The organism is Citrobacter sp. wls718 (assembly GCF_005280945.1).
Taxonomy (GTDB): Bacteria; Pseudomonadota; Gammaproteobacteria; order Enterobacterales; family Enterobacteriaceae; genus Citrobacter; species Citrobacter gillenii.
In genome coordinates, this window is sequence record NZ_SZWV01000051.1 from 13,332 (window position 1) to 30,015 (window position 16,684).

Sequence of the window (16,684 nt, forward strand, 5' to 3'; positions counted from 1 at the left end):
AAATTGAAATTATATTATTTGGCAGTGAGTGTCCGAAAACGGACACTCATTTGGATTATTGCTGACGTAATTGCAGATCCAGCGGCGTTTTACTGGGCTCTCCGCCAATTTCACGCGCCAGTTTGGGGACCATATAGCCTGATACCAGCGTCAACAGTTCTCGCATGATTTGACGCGCTTCATCGTCGCTGACCATAAAGTGCGCGGCCCCTTGCACCTTATCCAGCACGTGCAGGTAATAAGGCATCACGCCGGCATCAAATAGCGCGTTGCTAAGATTTGCCAGCGTCTGGGCGTTATCGTTCACGCCGTGCAATAACACGCTTTGGTTGAGCAGTGTGACGCCAATCCGACGCAGTTTTGCCATCGCCTGACGAAATGTCTCATCAATTTCGTTGGCGTGGTTAATGTGATTCACCAGCAGAACTTGCAGAGAAGAGTGAGCAAAACGCTCGACCAATCCGTCGGTAATTCGCGCCGGAATGACAATCGGCAAACGGCTGTGAATGCGCAGGCGCTTAATATGTGGGATGGCTTCCAGTTGCGTGAGCAACCAGTCCAGTTCGTGGTCTTTGGCCATTAACGGATCGCCGCCGGAGAAGATAATCTCATCCAGCTCCGGGTGCGCCGCGATGTAATCTAACGCAATCTGCCAGTTACGCTTATTCCCCTGGTTATCGGCATAAGGGAAATGGCGACGGAAGCAGTAGCGACAGTTGACCGCGCATCCGCCTTTTACCAGCAGCAACGCCCGATTGCGATACTTATGTAGTAATCCCGGCACGACGCTGTGCTGTTCTTCCAGCGGGTCGGTCGAGAATCCTGGCGCGGCGACAAATTCATCTTGGGAGGTGAGTACCTGGCGCAGCAGCGGATCGTTGGGGTTGCCTTTTTCCATCCGCGCGATAAACGATCGCGGGACGCGCAGGGCAAAAAGACGTTTTGCCTCACGACCTGCGAGCATATTTTCATCAGCGTCTATATTCAAAAGACGTAATAGTTCATCCGGATCGGTGAGAACATCGGCAAGTTGTACTAACCAATCTTCTCTGGATGGGGTGTTTAGGGTTACAATATGCGCCATTTTGTGGCTAAGCTACCAGTTAACAATTTCAGAGGGCCTTATGGCGACTTACTATAGCAACGATTTTCGTGCCGGTCTTAAAATCATGATGGACGGCGAACCTTATGCGGTTGAAGCCAGTGAATTCGTTAAACCGGGTAAAGGCCAGGCTTTCGCGCGCGTTAAGCTGCGCCGCCTGCTGACCGGTACTCGTGTAGAGAAAACCTTCAAATCCACCGACTCCGCTGAAGGCGCAGACGTTGTAGATATGAACCTGACTTACCTGTACAACGACGGTGAGTTCTATCATTTCATGAACAACTCCACTTTCGAACAGCTGGCTGCTGACGCGAAAGCGGTAGGCGATAGCGCTAAATGGCTGTTGGATCAGGCTGAGTGCATCGTGACCCTGTGGAATGGTCAGCCTATCTCCGTGACCCCACCGAACTTTGTTGAGCTGGAAATCGTTGAAACTGACCCGGGTCTGAAAGGTGACACCGCGGGTACGGGTGGCAAACCAGCGACGCTGTCCACCGGCGCAGTTGTTAAAGTTCCGCTGTTCGTACAGATCGGCGAAGTGATCAAAGTGGATACGCGTTCAGGCGAATACGTTTCCCGCGTTAAGTAATACATCCTATTTGATCGATGGCGCAGGCTGCTGCGCCATACTTTTCCAGGGCAGGAATGATGAAACGTCTTCTCGGTCTTGTAATGCTTATCCTGTTCACCAGCACACTCCTGACGGGCTGTAATACCGCACGTGGCTTCGGTGAAGACATCAAACATCTTGGTAATTCCATCTCTCACGCGGCCAGTTGAGCCTGTCATATTGTCTTAAAAATCTGCGTTTTTCCGTCATCCTTCCGGATCTTGTCTATCATTAAGTAGCTATACACAAACAATATTGGCTAGAAAAGGAAGACGTTATGGTTAAAAAGACAATTGCAGCGCTCTTTTCTGTGTTGGTTCTTTCTTCAGTGTTGACTGCGTGTAATACAACAAAAGGTGTTGGGCAGGATATTTCTGAAGGCGGTAGCGCAATCTCTGGTGCAGCGACAAAAGCTCAGCAATAATCATGAACGGTACGACGCTCTGTCGTACCGTTAATTCATTTTCTCGGGTAGCGACAGAAACGGTGAAAAGCGGTTTCCTAAATGCAGCTTGATGCGAATGTTGCGTTTATAGGTGTAAACCGTCTTGCCATGAATGCCGAGGGCCGAGGCTATCGCAGTGTTACTCACGCCATCCATCCACATCGACAGTACTTTCTCTTCCTGCGGCGTAAGCAGCGGTGTCGCGTTTTTAGTGGTCTTAAGCGCAGGACGAACGCAGAGAGCATCCTGAATACTGTCTGACAACTCAGAGAGCGTAGTGCGTTTGGATAATACCGAATGGACGGCGTATTGCGGGTTGTGAGCGGGTACAGGCTTTCTGTCTCCTGATTGCAGTAAAATCAGGGGGATCAGACCACAGCTCATAAAAAAAGCGCAATCGGCGGACTGGCATGTACATCGCTGAGAAAACCATATAAATCCGCGATCACCAGATGCGGTTTCCACTGCGAAATATGTTCTTTTGCCAGTAAGAGGTTATTGATTCCTGATACCAGAAACGACGAATTAAACCTACCAGAATGATTAAGCAAGGCCTCGACCCCTGTACGGGTAAAGTGGCACCGGTCAATCACTAAAATTTTATGCATAAACTTTTCGCATTCAGAAGTGGGAAAAACGGCTTCCTGACTTCAGAAAGCCATTTATCATAGATAAGACCAATGGCAGCCAAATGCGGGAACTACGCTGCTATTTGTGCTCAATTCTTGCTTTAAGCAGGCAATGGATAAAAATGTTGAAATTCATTTTCTTTCGGGCAAAAATGCTTTTTCATACTTCAGCGTTGTAGGACGACCTGCAAACGCTTCTCTCACCGGGGACGGCCCCATTGTTATTCTGGAGCCTGATATGTCCTGGATCGTTTTATTGATTGCTGGCCTGCTTGAAGTCGTATGGGCAATTGGCCTGAAATATACCCACGGTTTTACCCGTCTGACGCCGAGCATTATTACCATTGTGGCCATGATCGTCAGTATCGCCATGCTTTCCTGGGCGATGCGAACGTTGCCCGTTGGAACAGCTTATGCGGTCTGGACCGGTATTGGTGCGGTAGGGGCGGCCATTACCGGTATCCTGCTGCTGGGGGAATCCGCCAGTCCGGCACGTTTGCTGAGTCTGGGTCTGATTGTCGCCGGAATTATTGGTCTGAAGCTCAGTACCCACTAAGCGCCAGGCTGTTTTACCCAAATTAGCTTGTTCACTTCAAACCCTTCCCGGGCCGCGACTGCCAGCATTTGCTGTTTCATCTCGTCTGAAATAGTGGGGGTACGTGATAGGATCCACAGGTAGTCGCGATCCGGGCCACAAACCAGCGCGTGGCGATACTCCCGATCGAGAGCAATCACGTTATACCCACCGTAGAATGGACCGAAGAACGACACCTTCAGCGCCGCTCGCGTAGGATCGCCAGTGAAATAAGCCTTGCCTTCCGTTTTTTGCCACATGCTTCTGTCGGGGTTGTAGCCTTTGTTGATGACGTTGATACCCCCGTCATCGCGTAAGCTGTAGGTTGCAGTGACCTTTTCCAGTCCTCGTTCGAAGCGATGATCGAAGCGCGCGATTTCGTACCAGGTTCCGAGATAGCGTTTAGCATCAAAGTTATTGACAACGGTCACGCCTGCTGGTGGCGTAGGGGAGCTGCAAGCGACAACCAGAAATGCAGCCGTAACGGCAGCAACTACAGGCAGCAAGCGCATAGGATTTTCCTTTTAAGGTTTTTCCTAAGTGTAGAACCTGGCGGGGAATTAAGGGAAGAGAGAGCGAAAAAACGCCCTCTTACCGGATGATAAGAGGGCGTAGCGATTAGATGGTCAGAATACCAATCGCCGTTACAACGGTCAGGATCGCAGCCAGACCGTAGAATACCCACTTGCCAGCCGGCACGTGGATTTTCAGGTCATGCATCGCGTGGTGCATACGGTGTAAACCACACCACAGCGGCAGAACGATCATCAGGAACAGGAACGCACGTCCGATGAAGCTCTGAGCAAATGCCAGTACGCGTTCATAGCTGAAAGCATCAGGAACAAAGCCCAGCGGCAGCATAATGCCTACCAACAGGATCATCACCGGCGCAATGATAGCGCTCCACATACCGCCTGCACCAAACAGGCCCCAGAATACGGGTTCGTCAGAGCGTTTTGGATTTGGATTAATCATTCCGGACTCCTTACCAGAACAGGGCAACAAACAGTATTACTACTGTCGCAACCACAGTAACTGCCCAGAGACCTTTGATGATCGGCTCTGGCCCCATTTTTTCGTCTTTTACGATGATGTTGGCAGCTTTTGGCGCCAGCTCAAACCAGGTTTTGGTATGCAGCAGCGCTGCAGCCAGGGCGATAATATTAAGAATTACCACCACCGGGTTTTGTAAAAAGGCGACAAAACCCATCCAGGACTCTGCACCATGCTTGAGTGCAAACAGGCCGATAATCAGTTCAATGCTGAACCAGACTGCCGGAACTGCCGTGCCTTCACGCAGCATGTAAAAACGATAAAATGGCAGTTTTTTCCACCAAGTGGACGTCATTGGCCGCACATAGGCTTTGCGTTTAGTCGTCATCGTGCACTCCTTAGCGTGGTTTCAGGGTAGCGATAAGAAAGTCTTTTGAACTTTCAACTTTACCCTGCTGAATGGCCGCAGCCGGATCGACGTGTTTCGGGCAGACTTCGGAGCAGTAGCCCACGAAAGTACAGGACCAGACGCCGTTCGGGCTGTTCAACTGAGCCATACGCTCCTTCTTACCGTGGTCGCGGCTATCTTCGTTATAACGATGCGCCAGGGTGATTGCAGCCGGTCCAATGAACTCTGGGTTCAGGCCGAACTGCGGGCACGCGGCATAGCACAGACCACAGTTGATGCAACCGGAGAACTGATGATACTTCGCCATCTGCGCCGGAGTCTGGGTGTTTGGCCCCTGATCCGGAGTACGCGGGTTACCAATGATGTACGGCTTGATCGCTTCCAGGCTTTCGATAAAGTGCGTCATATCGACGACCAGATCGCGTTCGATCGGGAAGTTGCCCAGCGCTTCAACCTTCATACCGTTGGTGTATTCACGCAGGAAGGTTTTGCACGCCAGTTTAGGCACGTTGTTGACCATCATGCCGCAGGAACCGCAGATTGCCATACGGCAGGACCATCGGTAGCTCAGGTCCGGTGCCAGGTTATCTTTGATGTAACCCAACGCATCCAGTAGAGATGTGGTTTCATCATAAGGAACTTCATAGAAAGCACTGTGCGGCGCGGTATCGGTTTCCGGGTTATAGCGCACCACCTCAACTTTCAGGTTTTTCATCTCAGCCATTCGCCTTCTCCTTCTTATCGGCTGCTTCCGCTTCGCCACCGTACATACGTTTAGCTGGCGGCAGAGTGGTGATTTTCACGTCGCTGTATTCCAGGCGAGTTGTGCCGTCAGCATCACGGAAGGCGAGAGTGTGTTTGAGGAAGTTAACGTCATCACGCTCGGTGCAGCCTTCATCCAGACGCTGGTGCGCGCCGCGGGATTCTTTACGTGCCAGCGCAGAGTGCGCCATACATTCAGCAACGTTCAGACCATGACCCAGTTCGATGGTGTACAGCAAGTCGGTGTTGAAGACGCTGGAGGTATCGGTGATACGTACGCGCTTGAAACGTTCCTGCAGTTCGGCCAGTTTATCAACGGTTTTCTGCATGAGTTCCGGCGTACGGTAGATACCGCAACCTTCTTCCATGGACAGACCCATTTCGTCGCGGATTTTGGACCAGTTTTCGTTACCTTCCTGGTTCACCAGATCTTTCAGACGTTTTTCAACGCCAGCAACCTGTGCGTCGAGTGCGGCACCGTTTGCTGCGCCTACCGTTGCAGCGCGTTCTGCTGCACGTTCACCCGCCATGCGGCCAAAGACCACCAGTTCTGCCAGAGAGTTAGAACCCAGACGGTTAGCGCCATGCAGACCAACAGAGGAACATTCACCAACGGCGAACAGACCTTTAATGCGGGTTTCACAGTGCTGATCGGTTTCGATACCGCCCATGGTGTAGTGCGCGGTCGGACGTACCGGGATCGGTTCTTTAACCGGATCGACACCCACGTAGGCTTTCGCCAGTTCGCAGATGAACGGTAAGCGCTCGAGCAGTTTTTTCTCACCGAGGTGACGCAGGTCGAGGTAAACCACATCGCCACGCGGGGTGGAAATGGTATTGCCTTTACGCCATTCGTGCCAGAAGGCCTGAGAAACTTTGTCGCGCGGACCCAGTTCCATGTATTTGTTCTTCGGCTCGCCCAGTGGGGTTTCCGGACCCATGCCGTAGTCCTGCAGATAGCGATAGCCATCTTTGTTGACCAGAATACCGCCTTCACCGCGGCAGCCTTCGGTCATCAGGATACCGGAGCCTGGCAGACCAGTCGGGTGATACTGAACGAATTCCATATCACGCAGCGGAACGCCGTGGCTCAGTGCCATGCCCATACCGTCGCCGGTAACGATGCCGCCGTTGGTGTTGTAACGGTACACACGGCCAGCGCCGCCTGTTGCCATGACAACCGCATTAGCACGGATTTGCATCAGCGTGCCTTCCATCATGTTCATCGCAACCAGGCCGCGAGCCTGACCGTCATCAACCAGGATGTCCAGGACGAAGTGTTCGTCGAAACGCTGAATTTGCGGGAACTGCAAAGACGTTTGGAACAGCGTATGCAGCATGTGGAAGCCGGTCTTATCCGCGGCAAACCAGGTGCGCTCAATTTTCATACCGCCGAAGCGACGTGCGTTGACGCTACCGTCTTCACGACGGCTCCATGGGCAACCCCATTGTTCCAGTTGCGTCATTTCAGTTGGGCAGTGGTGGACAAAGTAATCCACGACATCCTGCTCACACAGCCAGTCTCCGCCAGCTACCGTATCGTGAAAATGGTAGTCAAAGCTGTCATGATCCTGCGCGACAGCAGCAGAGCCGCCTTCGGCAGCAACGGTATGGCTGCGCATTGGGTACACTTTTGAGATCAGTGCGATTTTAGCGTTGGGATTTGCTTGTGCGGCAGCAATTGCAGCACGTAATCCCGCGCCACCGGCGCCTATAATGGCAAGATCGGCTTGAAAGGTTTGCACGACATTCCTCCAGATTGTTGTTATTTCATCCCCGCCCGTAATCAGATGCTTCATCTGAGTCAAACGGGTTATGAACGCGTTTCCACTGCTCCTTTATAGGTACAATAGTATAGTCTCAGGGAGGAGCGGGAAATTTGACGTGTTCGATTTTTTTAGCGTATCACAGGGGGGAATTATCATTGATTTTGATTAATTTAATTACTAAACCACCCAATGTTGCTTTTTTTATCAACTTGTCCGTGTTTGTTATTCCCTCCCGAAATTTGTCTCGCTAACGCGTTACGAGTAGACTTCGTGCCCTTGTCTTAAATCGGAGAAACAACCATGAGCGAAACGGCAACCTGGCAGCCGAGCGCGTCCATCCCCAATCTGTTAAAACGTGCAGCAATTATAGCGGAAATCCGCCGCTTTTTTGCCGACCGTGGCGTGCTTGAGGTTGAGACACCTTGTATGAGTCAGGCGACGGTTACGGATATTCATCTGTTCCCGTTCGAAACGCGTTTCGTTGGCCCGGGTCATTCTCAGGGCATGAACCTCTATTTGATGACCAGCCCGGAATACCATATGAAGCGCCTGCTGGTTGCAGGGTGTGGTCCGGTCTACCAACTGTGTCGCAGTTTCCGTAACGAAGAGATGGGGCGTCACCATAACCCCGAGTTCACCATGCTCGAGTGGTACCGTCCTCATTACGACATGTACCGTCTGATGAATGAAGTGGATGATTTGCTCCAGCAAGTGCTGGACTGCTCTCCGGCGGAAAGCCTCTCTTATCAGCAAGCCTTCCAGCGTCATCTTGAAATCGACCCGCTGTCAGCGGATAAAACACAGTTGCGCGAAGCGGCGGCGAAGCTGGATCTCAGCAATATCGCGGACACCGAAGAAGACCGGGATACCTTGCTGCAACTGCTGTTTGCGATGGGCGTCGAACCGCTCATTGGCAAAGATAAACCGACGTTTGTATATCATTTCCCGGCCAGCCAGGCGTCGTTGGCGCAAATCAGTACTGAAGACCACCGCGTGGCCGAACGTTTTGAGGTGTACTACAAAGGTATTGAGCTGGCGAATGGTTTCCATGAGTTGACCGATGCACGCGAGCAGCAGCAACGCTTCGAACAGGATAACCGCAAACGAGCCGCCCGTGGCTTACCGCAACAGCCTATCGATAACAATCTGCTTGAAGCGCTAAAAGTTGGGATGCCGGATTGCTCAGGCGTGGCGCTGGGCGTCGACCGTCTGGTTATGCTGGCACTGGGGGCCGATAGCCTCGCTGATGTTATCGCCTTTACCGTCGATCGTGCGTAATTCACGTCTCCGCATTGCAAAGTGGCGCATAGTCGCCACTTTGTAGCATCTTTTTTCATTTCCCCTCTAATAGCCACAATTTAACTCTGGAATTTTGTTAGCATTCAGGTATCAATCCTGTGTTGATTTTCTTATTGCTGATCTCTGCAAGGGGGCAGTATTCACCGGTGAGTGGTGTTTGATAAACACTCTCCAGAGTAAGGGATAGTTTAATGACCCAAACAATAAAAAAGATGAGCCTGACCGGTCTCATCCTGATGATATTTACGTCTGTTTTTGGATTTGCTAATAGCCCCTCGGCTTTCTATTTAATGGGATACAGTGCCATTCCATGGTATGTATTTTCTGCATTATTATTCTTTATCCCATTTGCCTTAATGATGGCTGAAATGGGGTCTGCCTATCGGAAAGAAGAGGGTGGGATCTATTCGTGGATGAATAATAGCGTCGGACCTCGTTATGCGTTTATCGGCACCTTTATGTGGTTCTCTTCCTACGTTATCTGGATGGTGAGCACCGCGGCGAAAGTCTGGGTGCCTTTTTCCACCTTTATATTCGGCGCGGATATGACGCAGACCTGGCGTATCGCCGGGTTTGAGCCCACGCAGGTCGTCGGACTGCTTGCTGTTGGCTGGATGGTGTTGGTGACTGGCGTAGCGTCACGGGGTATTAATAAGATTGCTCGCATTACGGCGGTTGGCGGAATTGCCGTCATGTGTCTTAATTTAGTTCTGTTGTTAGTGAGTATCGCTGTTTTGTTATTAACCGGTGGCCACTTTGCACAGGATATTAATTTTGTCTCTTCACCGAATCCGGGATATCAGTCCGGTCTGGCCATGCTGTCATTTGTGGTGTTTGCTATTTTTGCCTATGGCGGAATAGAAGCCGTGGGTGGACTGGTTGATAAAACAGAGAAACCTGAAAAGAACTTCGCGAAAGGCATTGTCTTCGCGGCGATTGTCATTTCAGTGGGTTATTCGCTGGCCATCTTTTTATGGGGCGTGAGTACCAACTGGCAGGATGTATTAAGTAATAGTTCAGTGAACTTGGGTAATATTACTTATATCCTGATGAAAAGTTTGGGGATGACGCTGGGCCATGCGCTGCATCTTTCACCTGAGGCGGCTATCACTACAGGCGTCTGGTTTGCGCGTATTACCGGCCTGTCTATGTTCCTTGCTTATACCGGGGCATTCTTCACGCTCAGCTACTCGCCGCTGAAAGCGATTATTCAGGGGACGCCAAAAGCACTGTGGCCTGCACCGATGACCAGACTGAACGCTATGGGGATGCCGACGACGGCGATGTGGATGCAGTGTCTGCTGGTGAGCCTGTTTATTCTTCTGGTGTCGTTTGGCGGCGATACGGCCTCAGCGTTCTATAACAAGCTGACGCTGATGGCGAACGTCTCGATGACGCTGCCGTATCTGTTCCTCGCGCTGGCGTTCCCTTTCTTTAAATCTCGCGTCGGTCTGGAAAGACCGTTTGTGATATTTAAAACCCGAGCCGCAACGCTACTGGCCACGAGTGTCGTGGTGCTGGTGGTGACATTCGCCAACGTGTTCACCATTATCCAGCCGGTGATTGAAGCTGGCGACTGGAACAGTGCGCTGTGGATGACCGGCGGGCCGATTTTCTTCTCGTTGTTAGCCATGGCGATTTACCAGAACTACAGCCGTCGTATGGCCAATGAGCCTGAATGGGCGGTTGAATAAACGACCTACCTAATCCGGCCTACTAAAGAAGCATCTTCGTAGGCCGGATAAGGCGAAGCCGCCATCCGGCACCACTCACGTTTACAAGCTTCCCGCCGGGCGCTTACCTCTGCCCGCAGAACTTAACGTTCTCCCCGTTTGCTTTCCGCTGAGGCTCTCCAGACGCATCTGGAACGGTGGGAATGGCATATCAATACCGTGCTCACGGAAGCCCGCCAGAATCAGCTGGTGGATCTCGTGGCGCAATGGCATACGGTGTCCCATCTCTGCGGCATAGATACGCAGCTCAAAGATCTGAATCCCCTGCTGAAGGTCAACCAGGAAGACTTCCGGCGCCGGTGTGTCGATAACCAGTGAGCAGCGCTGGGCGGCAGTGAGCAGGATTTGCGTGACCTCCTCGCTGTTGGCTTCTGACGGTGCAGGAATGGTCAATACCACACGAGTCACTGAGTCGGATAACGACCAGTTGATAAACTGCTCGGTGATAAACGCCTTGTTGGGCACGATGATCTCTTTACGATCCCAGTCGCTGATGGTGGTCGCGCGGGTGTTAATCTTGGTCACGCTGCCGGTGAGGTCGCGAATGGTCACCGTGTCGCCAATACGAATTGGTTTTTCAAACAGGATGATCAGGCCGGATATAAAGTTGGCGAAGATCTCTTGCAAACCAAAGCCCAAACCAACACCGAGAGCAGCAACCAGCCACTGCAGTTTCGACCACTCAATACCAATCATTGAGAAGCCCACCAGGCCACCAATTAGCATCAGTAGATACTTGGTTATAGTGGTGATGGCGTAACCGGTACCTGGTGTTAAATCCAGGTGCTGCAACAGCGCCAGTTCCAGCAGTGCAGGCAGGTTACGCACCAGCTGGGTGGTGATGATAAACACCAGAATGGCAATAAGCACTGCGCCCAGCGTAATCGGCTCTAAGCTTTCTACGCCCTGCACCGTGGACGTCACATCCCATAGTGAGATATTTTCCAGGAAGCCGAACGCGGAATGAATTTCTGACCACAGCACGATGACTGAAAGCAGGGCGATGAGCATCAGGATAGACCGCACCAGGCGCAGCGACTGCGCGCTTATCGCGTCCAGATCGACTTCGCTTTCATCGATATCTATCGCTCCTTCCAGGCTGGTGGAGTGCGCGGGTTCTTCTTCACCACGTGCACGCTGCGCCAGCATTTCTGCGCGTCGGTGTTTGGCGCGGTCAAAAGCCAGACGACGGCGCTGGATAAGCATCCAGCGGCGGATGACGTGATAAACCACCAGCAACAAGAACCAGATAGCAACAGACGTCTCCAGGCGGGCCAGCAGCGCCTGTGCTGTGGCCAGGTAACCTACCGCGGCCGCAAGAATGGCAACTAACGGGGCACCCATTAGCATATTCCACAGCATGCTGTTGACCATGTTGTCGCCGTTGCCCTCTTTGTCGTGGTACAGCGGGATCCCGGCGCGTTTGAGGCTCAGAGTGACGATGGCCAGTGCGCCACAAATCAACATAAAGCACAGGCGTCCTAATGAAGCGGAGAATTCCCGGTCATTGAGATTATCAAACATGATCACCGCCATGATCAGCGGAACAATCAGTCCGATGCTCATCAGGTAATAGTGCATAGCTTTAGCGACGCGGTTGCGCGGCCAGCCAAAGTGCGCGATGAACAGACCATTCGGCCGCGCAAAGGTAGCGCAAATCATCACCGCCCACAGCATAGGCACCGTGGCGGTCACACCATCGCCGATGGCGACGGCCAGCGGATAGGGCCAGGCTTCCTGCAGGCCGTAACCCAGCGTCGCCCACAGCACCGGCAGCGGCGAGGCAACGAGAATTGACCAGAATACCGTTCGTATCGTCAGCCAGAAGTGATCTTGGGTGACTTTACCGACCCGCGCAGACGATCGCTCAAGAAAGCGGGTGAAGTGCTTACGCGAATAGAGGCTAAACCCCACCAGCACCAGCGCGGCGAACAACGGCAGCAGCGTGGCCTTACTGGTGAGCATCATGACGCTGGCTTTACCAAGCTGATTAAACGTATCTAATGAGATTAGACGACGCAGATCCTGAACCAAATCGACCGGCCAGGAGAGTGAAATCGGGCTGACGTCAGAGGTCCAGAACAGATAGCGGTGCGTGGCTTCGTTAACCTCTTTCAGCGCATCTTCCAACTGACTATTGGAGACTTTCAGCTTGGTTAACTCGAGTATCAGCGTATCGCCGCCCTGTAGCAGGGAATTCAACAGCTCACGCTGGGTACGCAGTTGGGCATTGAGAATACGGGTCTGCTCTGCGGTAAGCGGCTGTCCATCCGCTTGATGGATCTGGCGTAGCTGCGGCTGTTTGTTGAGGAGGTCTTCATAGCGCATGCGATGTACGCGCAGCTGCGCCATTTCGGTATCGAGCTGTTGCGGCTTAGGCATTTCAGGTAGACGGGAAACCTGCGCGCGAAGCGCTTCGCCCAGCATATTCGACGCTCCCAGCCACTGTGACTGCTCGCGCAGCGTGTTCAATGCCTGACGTACCTGCAACGTTTGACCGGTGGCCTGACGCTGCTGAGACGCCACCAGGTCCATACGTTGTGCCTGTTGGTTTAACGCCTGTGACAGTTCGCGGTTGACCTTAAACTGATCGACAATGCCTTCCGGCAGTCCTGCACTGTTTTCTGCCAGCAGTTCGGTGCTTTCCAGCGCCCGCTCCGCTTCACGCTGCCGCTGGCTATTGAGCTGATTTCGTAATGCCTGCAGGTAAGCGTCGAGCTGCTGGCTCTGTTTTTCGGCCAGTTCGGAGCGCATACGCGCCAGTTCCTGACGATTGTTGGCGGAAAGTTGTGCCAGCTCCAGCTCATCGACCAGCGCTTTGAGTCTGGCGGATTCAGCTTGCAACGACTGATTGAGCGGCGTATTGCCGCTGGCTGCGCCAAGGCGTCGTTCAATTTCATTTAATTGACGGCGAGCATCGGTTTGCTGTTGAGGGAGCTGGTTTAATGAATCGGCGATTTCGCGGGCGCGATCCTGCTCCTGCTGGGCCTGACGGCTTTTTTCCAGCAACTGGCTGCTGACCTGCAGGATCTCCTGGTTTAAGGCGTCAGCCGAGAGGTCCGTGGGGATGCTGCGAGGTTCATCGCGCAGGTTGCTAAGCTGCGCGCGTAGCGTCGCGGACAGCTTGGGGAAGTTATCAATAACCTGCTGATACTGTTCGGCGCGCTCGAGAGAGCCTTTACGCTCTTCAAGGGCATTCAGCGCGGACTGGAGCGCCTCGACGGCTTCTGGCTGAGCGGGTTTTGCCGCTTTGGCCTGCTCCAGTTCCTGGGTGATTTGTTTGGTATCGGGGGCCGTCGCAGCGTACGCCCCCTGGCTGAGGCACCAGGCCATCAGAAAAGTGATAATCAGGCGCACAGCAGCGATTCCTATGTTTAACTTTCGTCTTTTTTGTCGTCAACCAGCGGGCTGGCAGCGTGTTCTGCTTCGATCTCGTCTTGCGCAAGCGGGGCGGGTTTGGCCTCTGGCGTCACGAACGTTTCGGTAGAGATTGCCATCGGTTGACCGATTTTGGTGACCGAAAGATCCTGCAACTGCTCGACCAGATTAACTTTGCCTGGCGCAAACAGGTTGATGACGGTTGAACCAAGCTTAAAGCGGCCCATTTCCTGGCCTTTCAGCAACGCCACTGAACCTTCACTTTCACCTTCAGGCCATGTCCAGCGCTTAATTACGCCTTCACGCGGTGGCGTGATGGTGCCAGCCCAGACAGTTTCGATGCTACCGACGATGGTTGCACCGACCAGAATTTGCACCATCGGGCCAAATTCAGTGTCAAACAGGCAAATAACACGTTCGTTACGCGCAAAAAGGTTGGGCACGTTTTGCGCGGTCAGAATGTTGACCGAGAAAAGATCGCCGGGCACGTACAGCATTTCCCGCAGAATACCGTTACACGGCATATGTACGCGGTGGTAATCACGCGGTGAGAGGTACGTCGTGACAAACGTTCCGTTACGGAACTTGTCCGCCATCTGGTAGTTACCTGCCAGCAGTGCTTCAAGGCTGTAGCTGTGCCCTTTGGCCTGCAACAGTTTGTCTTCTTCGATATTCCCCAACTGGTTAATCACGCCGTCAGCTGGCATAACCAGAACATTCGGGTCGGTATTAATTGGGCGGGCATCGTCACGCAGTGGGCGCACGAAGAAGTCGTTAAAGGTGCGATAGCTGGCGGTATCCGGCTTCTGCGCCTCTGTCATATCGACCTTGTAATATTTCACGAACAGATCGATAACCAGTTTAGTTAGCCATCCTGCTCGTTTGCTTGCACCCCAACCCGCCAGGCGAGTGAGCCATAGTTTCGGCAGAATGTATTGTAGCGAAAGCTTAAATGAATTTAACAAGGTAGCCTCCAGGCCATAATTTGTTCCCGATCCGGCATGCGGGCCGGATCCTGAAAAAAGGGGGACGATTCTAGCGATGCTTAGCTTAGTTGTCAGTTGTCCGTATCAGAAAAGTTTTTACGCGTTTTTACCTGCGCCATGCTTTCAAGGATGCGGTGATAATTCTCAAACCGAGTTTCGGCGATAGCCCCTTTCTCTACTGCTTCACGGATAGCGCAGCCTGGATCCGTATCATGCTTACAGTCGCGGTATTTGCAATGACCTAAGAAGTCATGGAATTCGACAAACCCGTGGGTGATTTGTTCCGGCTCAAGATGCCACAACCCAAACTCACGTACGCCGGGGGAGTCAATGACGTCACCGCCGTGCGGGAAGTGGTACAAGCGAGAGGCCGTGGTGGTGTGTTGCCCAAGACCGGAGTTATCGGAGACATCGTTGGTCAGGATCTCTTTCTGCAGGCCGAGCAGGTTGTTGAGCAGGCTGGATTTGCCCACACCTGATTGACCAGCAAAAATGCTGATGCGATCGGTCAGCGCTTCCTCAAGCGGCTGCAGGCCGTCTTTTTTATGGCTGGAGACCATCAACACGCGATAGCCAATATTGCGATAGATATCCATCTGCTCATTCACGAAGACCATGCCTTCATCGTCGAGCAGATCGATTTTGTTGAGTACGATAATGGGCTCAACCTGCAACGTTTCGCAGGCAACCAGATATCGGTCGATAATATTGAGTGACAGCTCGGGTAAGATGGCTGAGACAATGACGATTTGGTCGATGTTGGCCGCAATGGGTTTTACACCGTCATAAAAGTCCGGACGCGTTAGCACCGAGGTACGTTCATGTACCGCTTCAACGATCCCTTTAACGTTCACGCCTTCGGCTGCGGCCTTACCTGGACGCCAGACTACACGATCGCCGGTTACCAGCGAACGAATTGTGCGACGGATGTTGCAACGGTGGACATCGCCGTCGGCAGACTCCACGTCGGCATGCATGCCAAAGCGGCTGATAACAATACCTTCAGCGGTCTCGCCAAACAGGTTGTCGTCGTAGTCGGGCTTCTCCGTGGACGTTTTAAGACGACGCTGGTGATTGGCGTTCACGCGGCGCTGTTGGCCTTTGGAGAGTTTATTTTTACTCAATCGTACTGACTCCTGGTCGCCCATGATGGGCAAAACATTTATGATACACGCAATTTTAGATGAATATAGTCACACTGAATGTGACGTCTGAAGGGTGGAAAATAGCATGAGTGGCAATGAAAACAACCTGATTTGGATCGATCTGGAGATGACAGGTCTGGATCCCGAGCGCGATCGCATTATTGAGATCGCGACGCTGGTGACTGACGCCAATCTGAATATTCTGGCTGAAGGACCGACGATTGCCGTCCACCAGTCCGACGCGCAGCTGGCGCTAATGGATGACTGGAACGTGCGTACGCATACCGGAAGTGGTCTGGTGGAGCGCGTGAAGGCGAGCACCATGGGCGATCGTGAAGCGGAGCTGGCGACGCTGGCATTTTTAAAAGAGTGGGTTCCGGCAGGGAAATCCCCGATTTGTGGCAACAGCATCGGCCAGGATCGTCGTTTCCTGTTCAAATACATGCCGGAACTGGAAGCGTATTTCCATTATCGCTATCTGGACGTTAGCACGTTGAAAGAGCTGGCCCGTCGCTGGAAGCCGGAGATCCTCGATGGCTTCACGAAGCAGGGGACACACCAGGCGATGGACGACATTCGTGAGTCCGTCGCTGAGCTGGCTTACTACCGTGAGCATTTTATTAAGCTTTGATTTCGTTCTCCGGTGGCTTGCGTCACCGGCTTTTTGACGCTAAATTGTCCAGCTTGATTGTAAAGTAATCACTTGAACGAGTTTTCAAAAAAATCGTATTCAAGGGGGTTGCAGCTAAACGAATTTCTCGTATAATACGCCTCCCGTAACGACAGAGGTTTACGCGTTACGACAGCAACAAAAGCAGTACAGATTTGCGGGAATAGCTCAGTTGGTAGA

16 protein-coding genes and 1 pseudogene are annotated in these 16,684 nt (G+C 52.5%); 7 read left to right on the forward strand and 10 right to left on the reverse strand.

Annotated elements, in window-relative coordinates; translation table 11 throughout:
- Positions 1 to 55: 55 nt before the first annotated feature.
- Entirely contained in the window at positions 56 to 1,084 is a 1,029-nt protein-coding gene (gene epmB, locus FDW95_RS09210) for an EF-P beta-lysylation protein EpmB (protein WP_115259632.1), read from the reverse strand.
- Positions 1,085 to 1,124: 40 nt separating this feature from the next.
- On the opposite strand from epmB, the gene efp reads away from it, so the two are divergent.
- The 3 genes from efp (at position 1,125) to ecnB (ending at position 2,136) form a co-directional block, all read left to right on the forward strand.
- Positions 1,125 to 1,691, forward strand: a complete 567-nt coding sequence (gene efp, locus FDW95_RS09215; protein WP_096758605.1) for an elongation factor P — start codon at positions 1,125 to 1,127, stop codon at positions 1,689 to 1,691.
- Positions 1,692 to 1,747: 56 nt separating this feature from the next.
- A complete protein-coding gene (gene ecnA / locus FDW95_RS09220) occupies positions 1,748 to 1,882 on the forward strand; it encodes a lipoprotein antitoxin entericidin A (protein ID WP_043018154.1) in 135 nt (44 codons plus the stop codon).
- Between the two features lie 107 nt (positions 1,883 to 1,989).
- Positions 1,990 to 2,136, forward strand: coding sequence for a lipoprotein toxin entericidin B (gene ecnB / locus FDW95_RS09225; RefSeq protein ID WP_096758604.1), 147 nt, complete (start codon positions 1,990 to 1,992; stop codon positions 2,134 to 2,136).
- Positions 2,137 to 2,166: 30 nt separating this feature from the next.
- Here ecnB and FDW95_RS09230 read toward each other — a convergent pair.
- Positions 2,167 to 2,765 (reverse strand): annotated as a pseudogene (locus FDW95_RS09230) (LuxR C-terminal-related transcriptional regulator).
- A gap of 259 nt (positions 2,766 to 3,024) precedes the next feature.
- Between FDW95_RS09230 and sugE the strand changes: the two are divergent.
- Positions 3,025 to 3,342, forward strand: a complete 318-nt coding sequence (gene sugE, locus FDW95_RS09235; RefSeq protein WP_016151397.1) for a quaternary ammonium compound efflux SMR transporter SugE — start codon at positions 3,025 to 3,027, stop codon at positions 3,340 to 3,342.
- Here sugE and FDW95_RS09240 read toward each other — a convergent pair.
- The 5 genes from FDW95_RS09240 to frdA all read right to left on the reverse strand — a co-directional run bounded on the left by FDW95_RS09240 (position 3,339) and on the right by frdA (position 7,269).
- Positions 3,339 to 3,872, reverse strand: a complete 534-nt coding sequence (locus FDW95_RS09240; RefSeq protein ID WP_115259631.1) for a lipocalin family protein — start codon at positions 3,870 to 3,872, stop codon at positions 3,339 to 3,341. The two genes, sugE and FDW95_RS09240, sit on opposite strands and share 4 nt — an antisense overlap.
- Positions 3,873 to 3,978: 106 nt before the next feature.
- The gene (gene frdD, locus FDW95_RS09245; protein WP_003025535.1) at positions 3,979 to 4,335 is read right to left on the reverse strand and encodes a fumarate reductase subunit FrdD; all 357 of its coding nucleotides are present in this window, start codon (positions 4,333 to 4,335) and stop codon (positions 3,979 to 3,981) included.
- A 10-nt stretch (positions 4,336 to 4,345) separates the two neighbouring features.
- Positions 4,346 to 4,741, reverse strand: coding sequence for a fumarate reductase subunit FrdC (gene frdC / locus FDW95_RS09250; RefSeq protein ID WP_003025537.1), 396 nt, complete (start codon positions 4,739 to 4,741; stop codon positions 4,346 to 4,348).
- Between the two features lie 10 nt (positions 4,742 to 4,751).
- A complete protein-coding gene (gene frdB, locus FDW95_RS09255) occupies positions 4,752 to 5,486 on the reverse strand; it encodes a fumarate reductase iron-sulfur protein (protein WP_096758601.1) in 735 nt (244 codons plus the stop codon).
- On the reverse strand, positions 5,479 to 7,269 hold the full coding sequence (gene frdA / locus FDW95_RS09260) for a fumarate reductase (quinol) flavoprotein subunit (protein WP_137363482.1): 1,791 nt from the start codon (positions 7,267 to 7,269) through the stop codon (positions 5,479 to 5,481). The genes frdB and frdA overlap by 8 nt, the downstream gene beginning before the upstream one ends.
- A gap of 324 nt (positions 7,270 to 7,593) precedes the next feature.
- On the opposite strand from frdA, the gene epmA reads away from it, so the two are divergent.
- Positions 7,594 to 8,571 (forward strand): elongation factor P--(R)-beta-lysine ligase, encoded by a 978-nt coding sequence (gene epmA / locus FDW95_RS09265; RefSeq protein ID WP_115259629.1) that lies wholly within the window; start codon positions 7,594 to 7,596, stop codon positions 8,569 to 8,571.
- A gap of 212 nt (positions 8,572 to 8,783) precedes the next feature.
- Complete coding sequence (gene yjeM / locus FDW95_RS09270; protein WP_115259628.1) at positions 8,784 to 10,286, forward strand: glutamate/gamma-aminobutyrate family transporter YjeM; 1,503 nt, start codon at positions 8,784 to 8,786, stop codon at positions 10,284 to 10,286.
- A gap of 81 nt (positions 10,287 to 10,367) precedes the next feature.
- On the opposite strand, the gene mscM is transcribed toward yjeM, so the two are convergent.
- The 3 genes from mscM to rsgA form a co-directional block, all read right to left on the reverse strand.
- Positions 10,368 to 13,682 carry a miniconductance mechanosensitive channel MscM gene (mscM, locus tag FDW95_RS09275; protein ID WP_115259627.1) on the reverse strand — a complete coding sequence of 1,105 codons (3,315 nt, stop codon included), beginning with the start codon at positions 13,680 to 13,682 and terminating at the stop codon, positions 10,368 to 10,370.
- 17 nt (positions 13,683 to 13,699) lie between these two features.
- Positions 13,700 to 14,668: an archaetidylserine decarboxylase gene (gene asd / locus FDW95_RS09280; protein WP_115259626.1), complete on the reverse strand. Its 969-nt coding sequence runs from the start codon at positions 14,666 to 14,668 to the stop codon at positions 13,700 to 13,702.
- Between the two features lie 92 nt (positions 14,669 to 14,760).
- A complete protein-coding gene (rsgA, locus tag FDW95_RS09285) occupies positions 14,761 to 15,813 on the reverse strand; it encodes a small ribosomal subunit biogenesis GTPase RsgA (protein ID WP_170972982.1) in 1,053 nt (350 codons plus the stop codon).
- A gap of 106 nt (positions 15,814 to 15,919) precedes the next feature.
- Between rsgA and orn the strand changes: the two genes are divergently transcribed.
- Positions 15,920 to 16,465: an oligoribonuclease gene (gene orn / locus FDW95_RS09290; protein WP_096758595.1), complete on the forward strand. Its 546-nt coding sequence runs from the start codon at positions 15,920 to 15,922 to the stop codon at positions 16,463 to 16,465.
- Positions 16,466 to 16,684: the final 219 nt, after the last annotated feature.

What these genes read in the sequence shown, in the direction of transcription:
- epmB (WP_115259632.1), bottom strand. Translation starts at nt 1,084, where the DNA reads ATGGCGCATATTGTAACCCTAAACACCCCATCCAGAGAAGATTGGTTA.
- efp (WP_096758605.1), top strand. Translation starts at nt 1,125, where the DNA reads ATGGCGACTTACTATAGCAACGATTTTCGTGCCGGTCTTAAAATCATG.
- ecnA (WP_043018154.1), top strand. Translation starts at nt 1,748, where the DNA reads ATGATGAAACGTCTTCTCGGTCTTGTAATGCTTATCCTGTTCACCAGC.
- ecnB (WP_096758604.1), top strand. Translation starts at nt 1,990, where the DNA reads ATGGTTAAAAAGACAATTGCAGCGCTCTTTTCTGTGTTGGTTCTTTCT.
- sugE (WP_016151397.1), top strand. Translation starts at nt 3,025, where the DNA reads ATGTCCTGGATCGTTTTATTGATTGCTGGCCTGCTTGAAGTCGTATGG.
- FDW95_RS09240 (WP_115259631.1), bottom strand. Translation starts at nt 3,872, where the DNA reads ATGCGCTTGCTGCCTGTAGTTGCTGCCGTTACGGCTGCATTTCTGGTT.
- frdD (WP_003025535.1), bottom strand. Translation starts at nt 4,335, where the DNA reads ATGATTAATCCAAATCCAAAACGCTCTGACGAACCCGTATTCTGGGGC.
- frdC (WP_003025537.1), bottom strand. Translation starts at nt 4,741, where the DNA reads ATGACGACTAAACGCAAAGCCTATGTGCGGCCAATGACGTCCACTTGG.
- frdB (WP_096758601.1), bottom strand. Translation starts at nt 5,486, where the DNA reads ATGGCTGAGATGAAAAACCTGAAAGTTGAGGTGGTGCGCTATAACCCG.
- epmA (WP_115259629.1), top strand. Translation starts at nt 7,594, where the DNA reads ATGAGCGAAACGGCAACCTGGCAGCCGAGCGCGTCCATCCCCAATCTG.
- yjeM (WP_115259628.1), top strand. Translation starts at nt 8,784, where the DNA reads ATGACCCAAACAATAAAAAAGATGAGCCTGACCGGTCTCATCCTGATG.
- orn (WP_096758595.1), top strand. Translation starts at nt 15,920, where the DNA reads ATGAGTGGCAATGAAAACAACCTGATTTGGATCGATCTGGAGATGACA.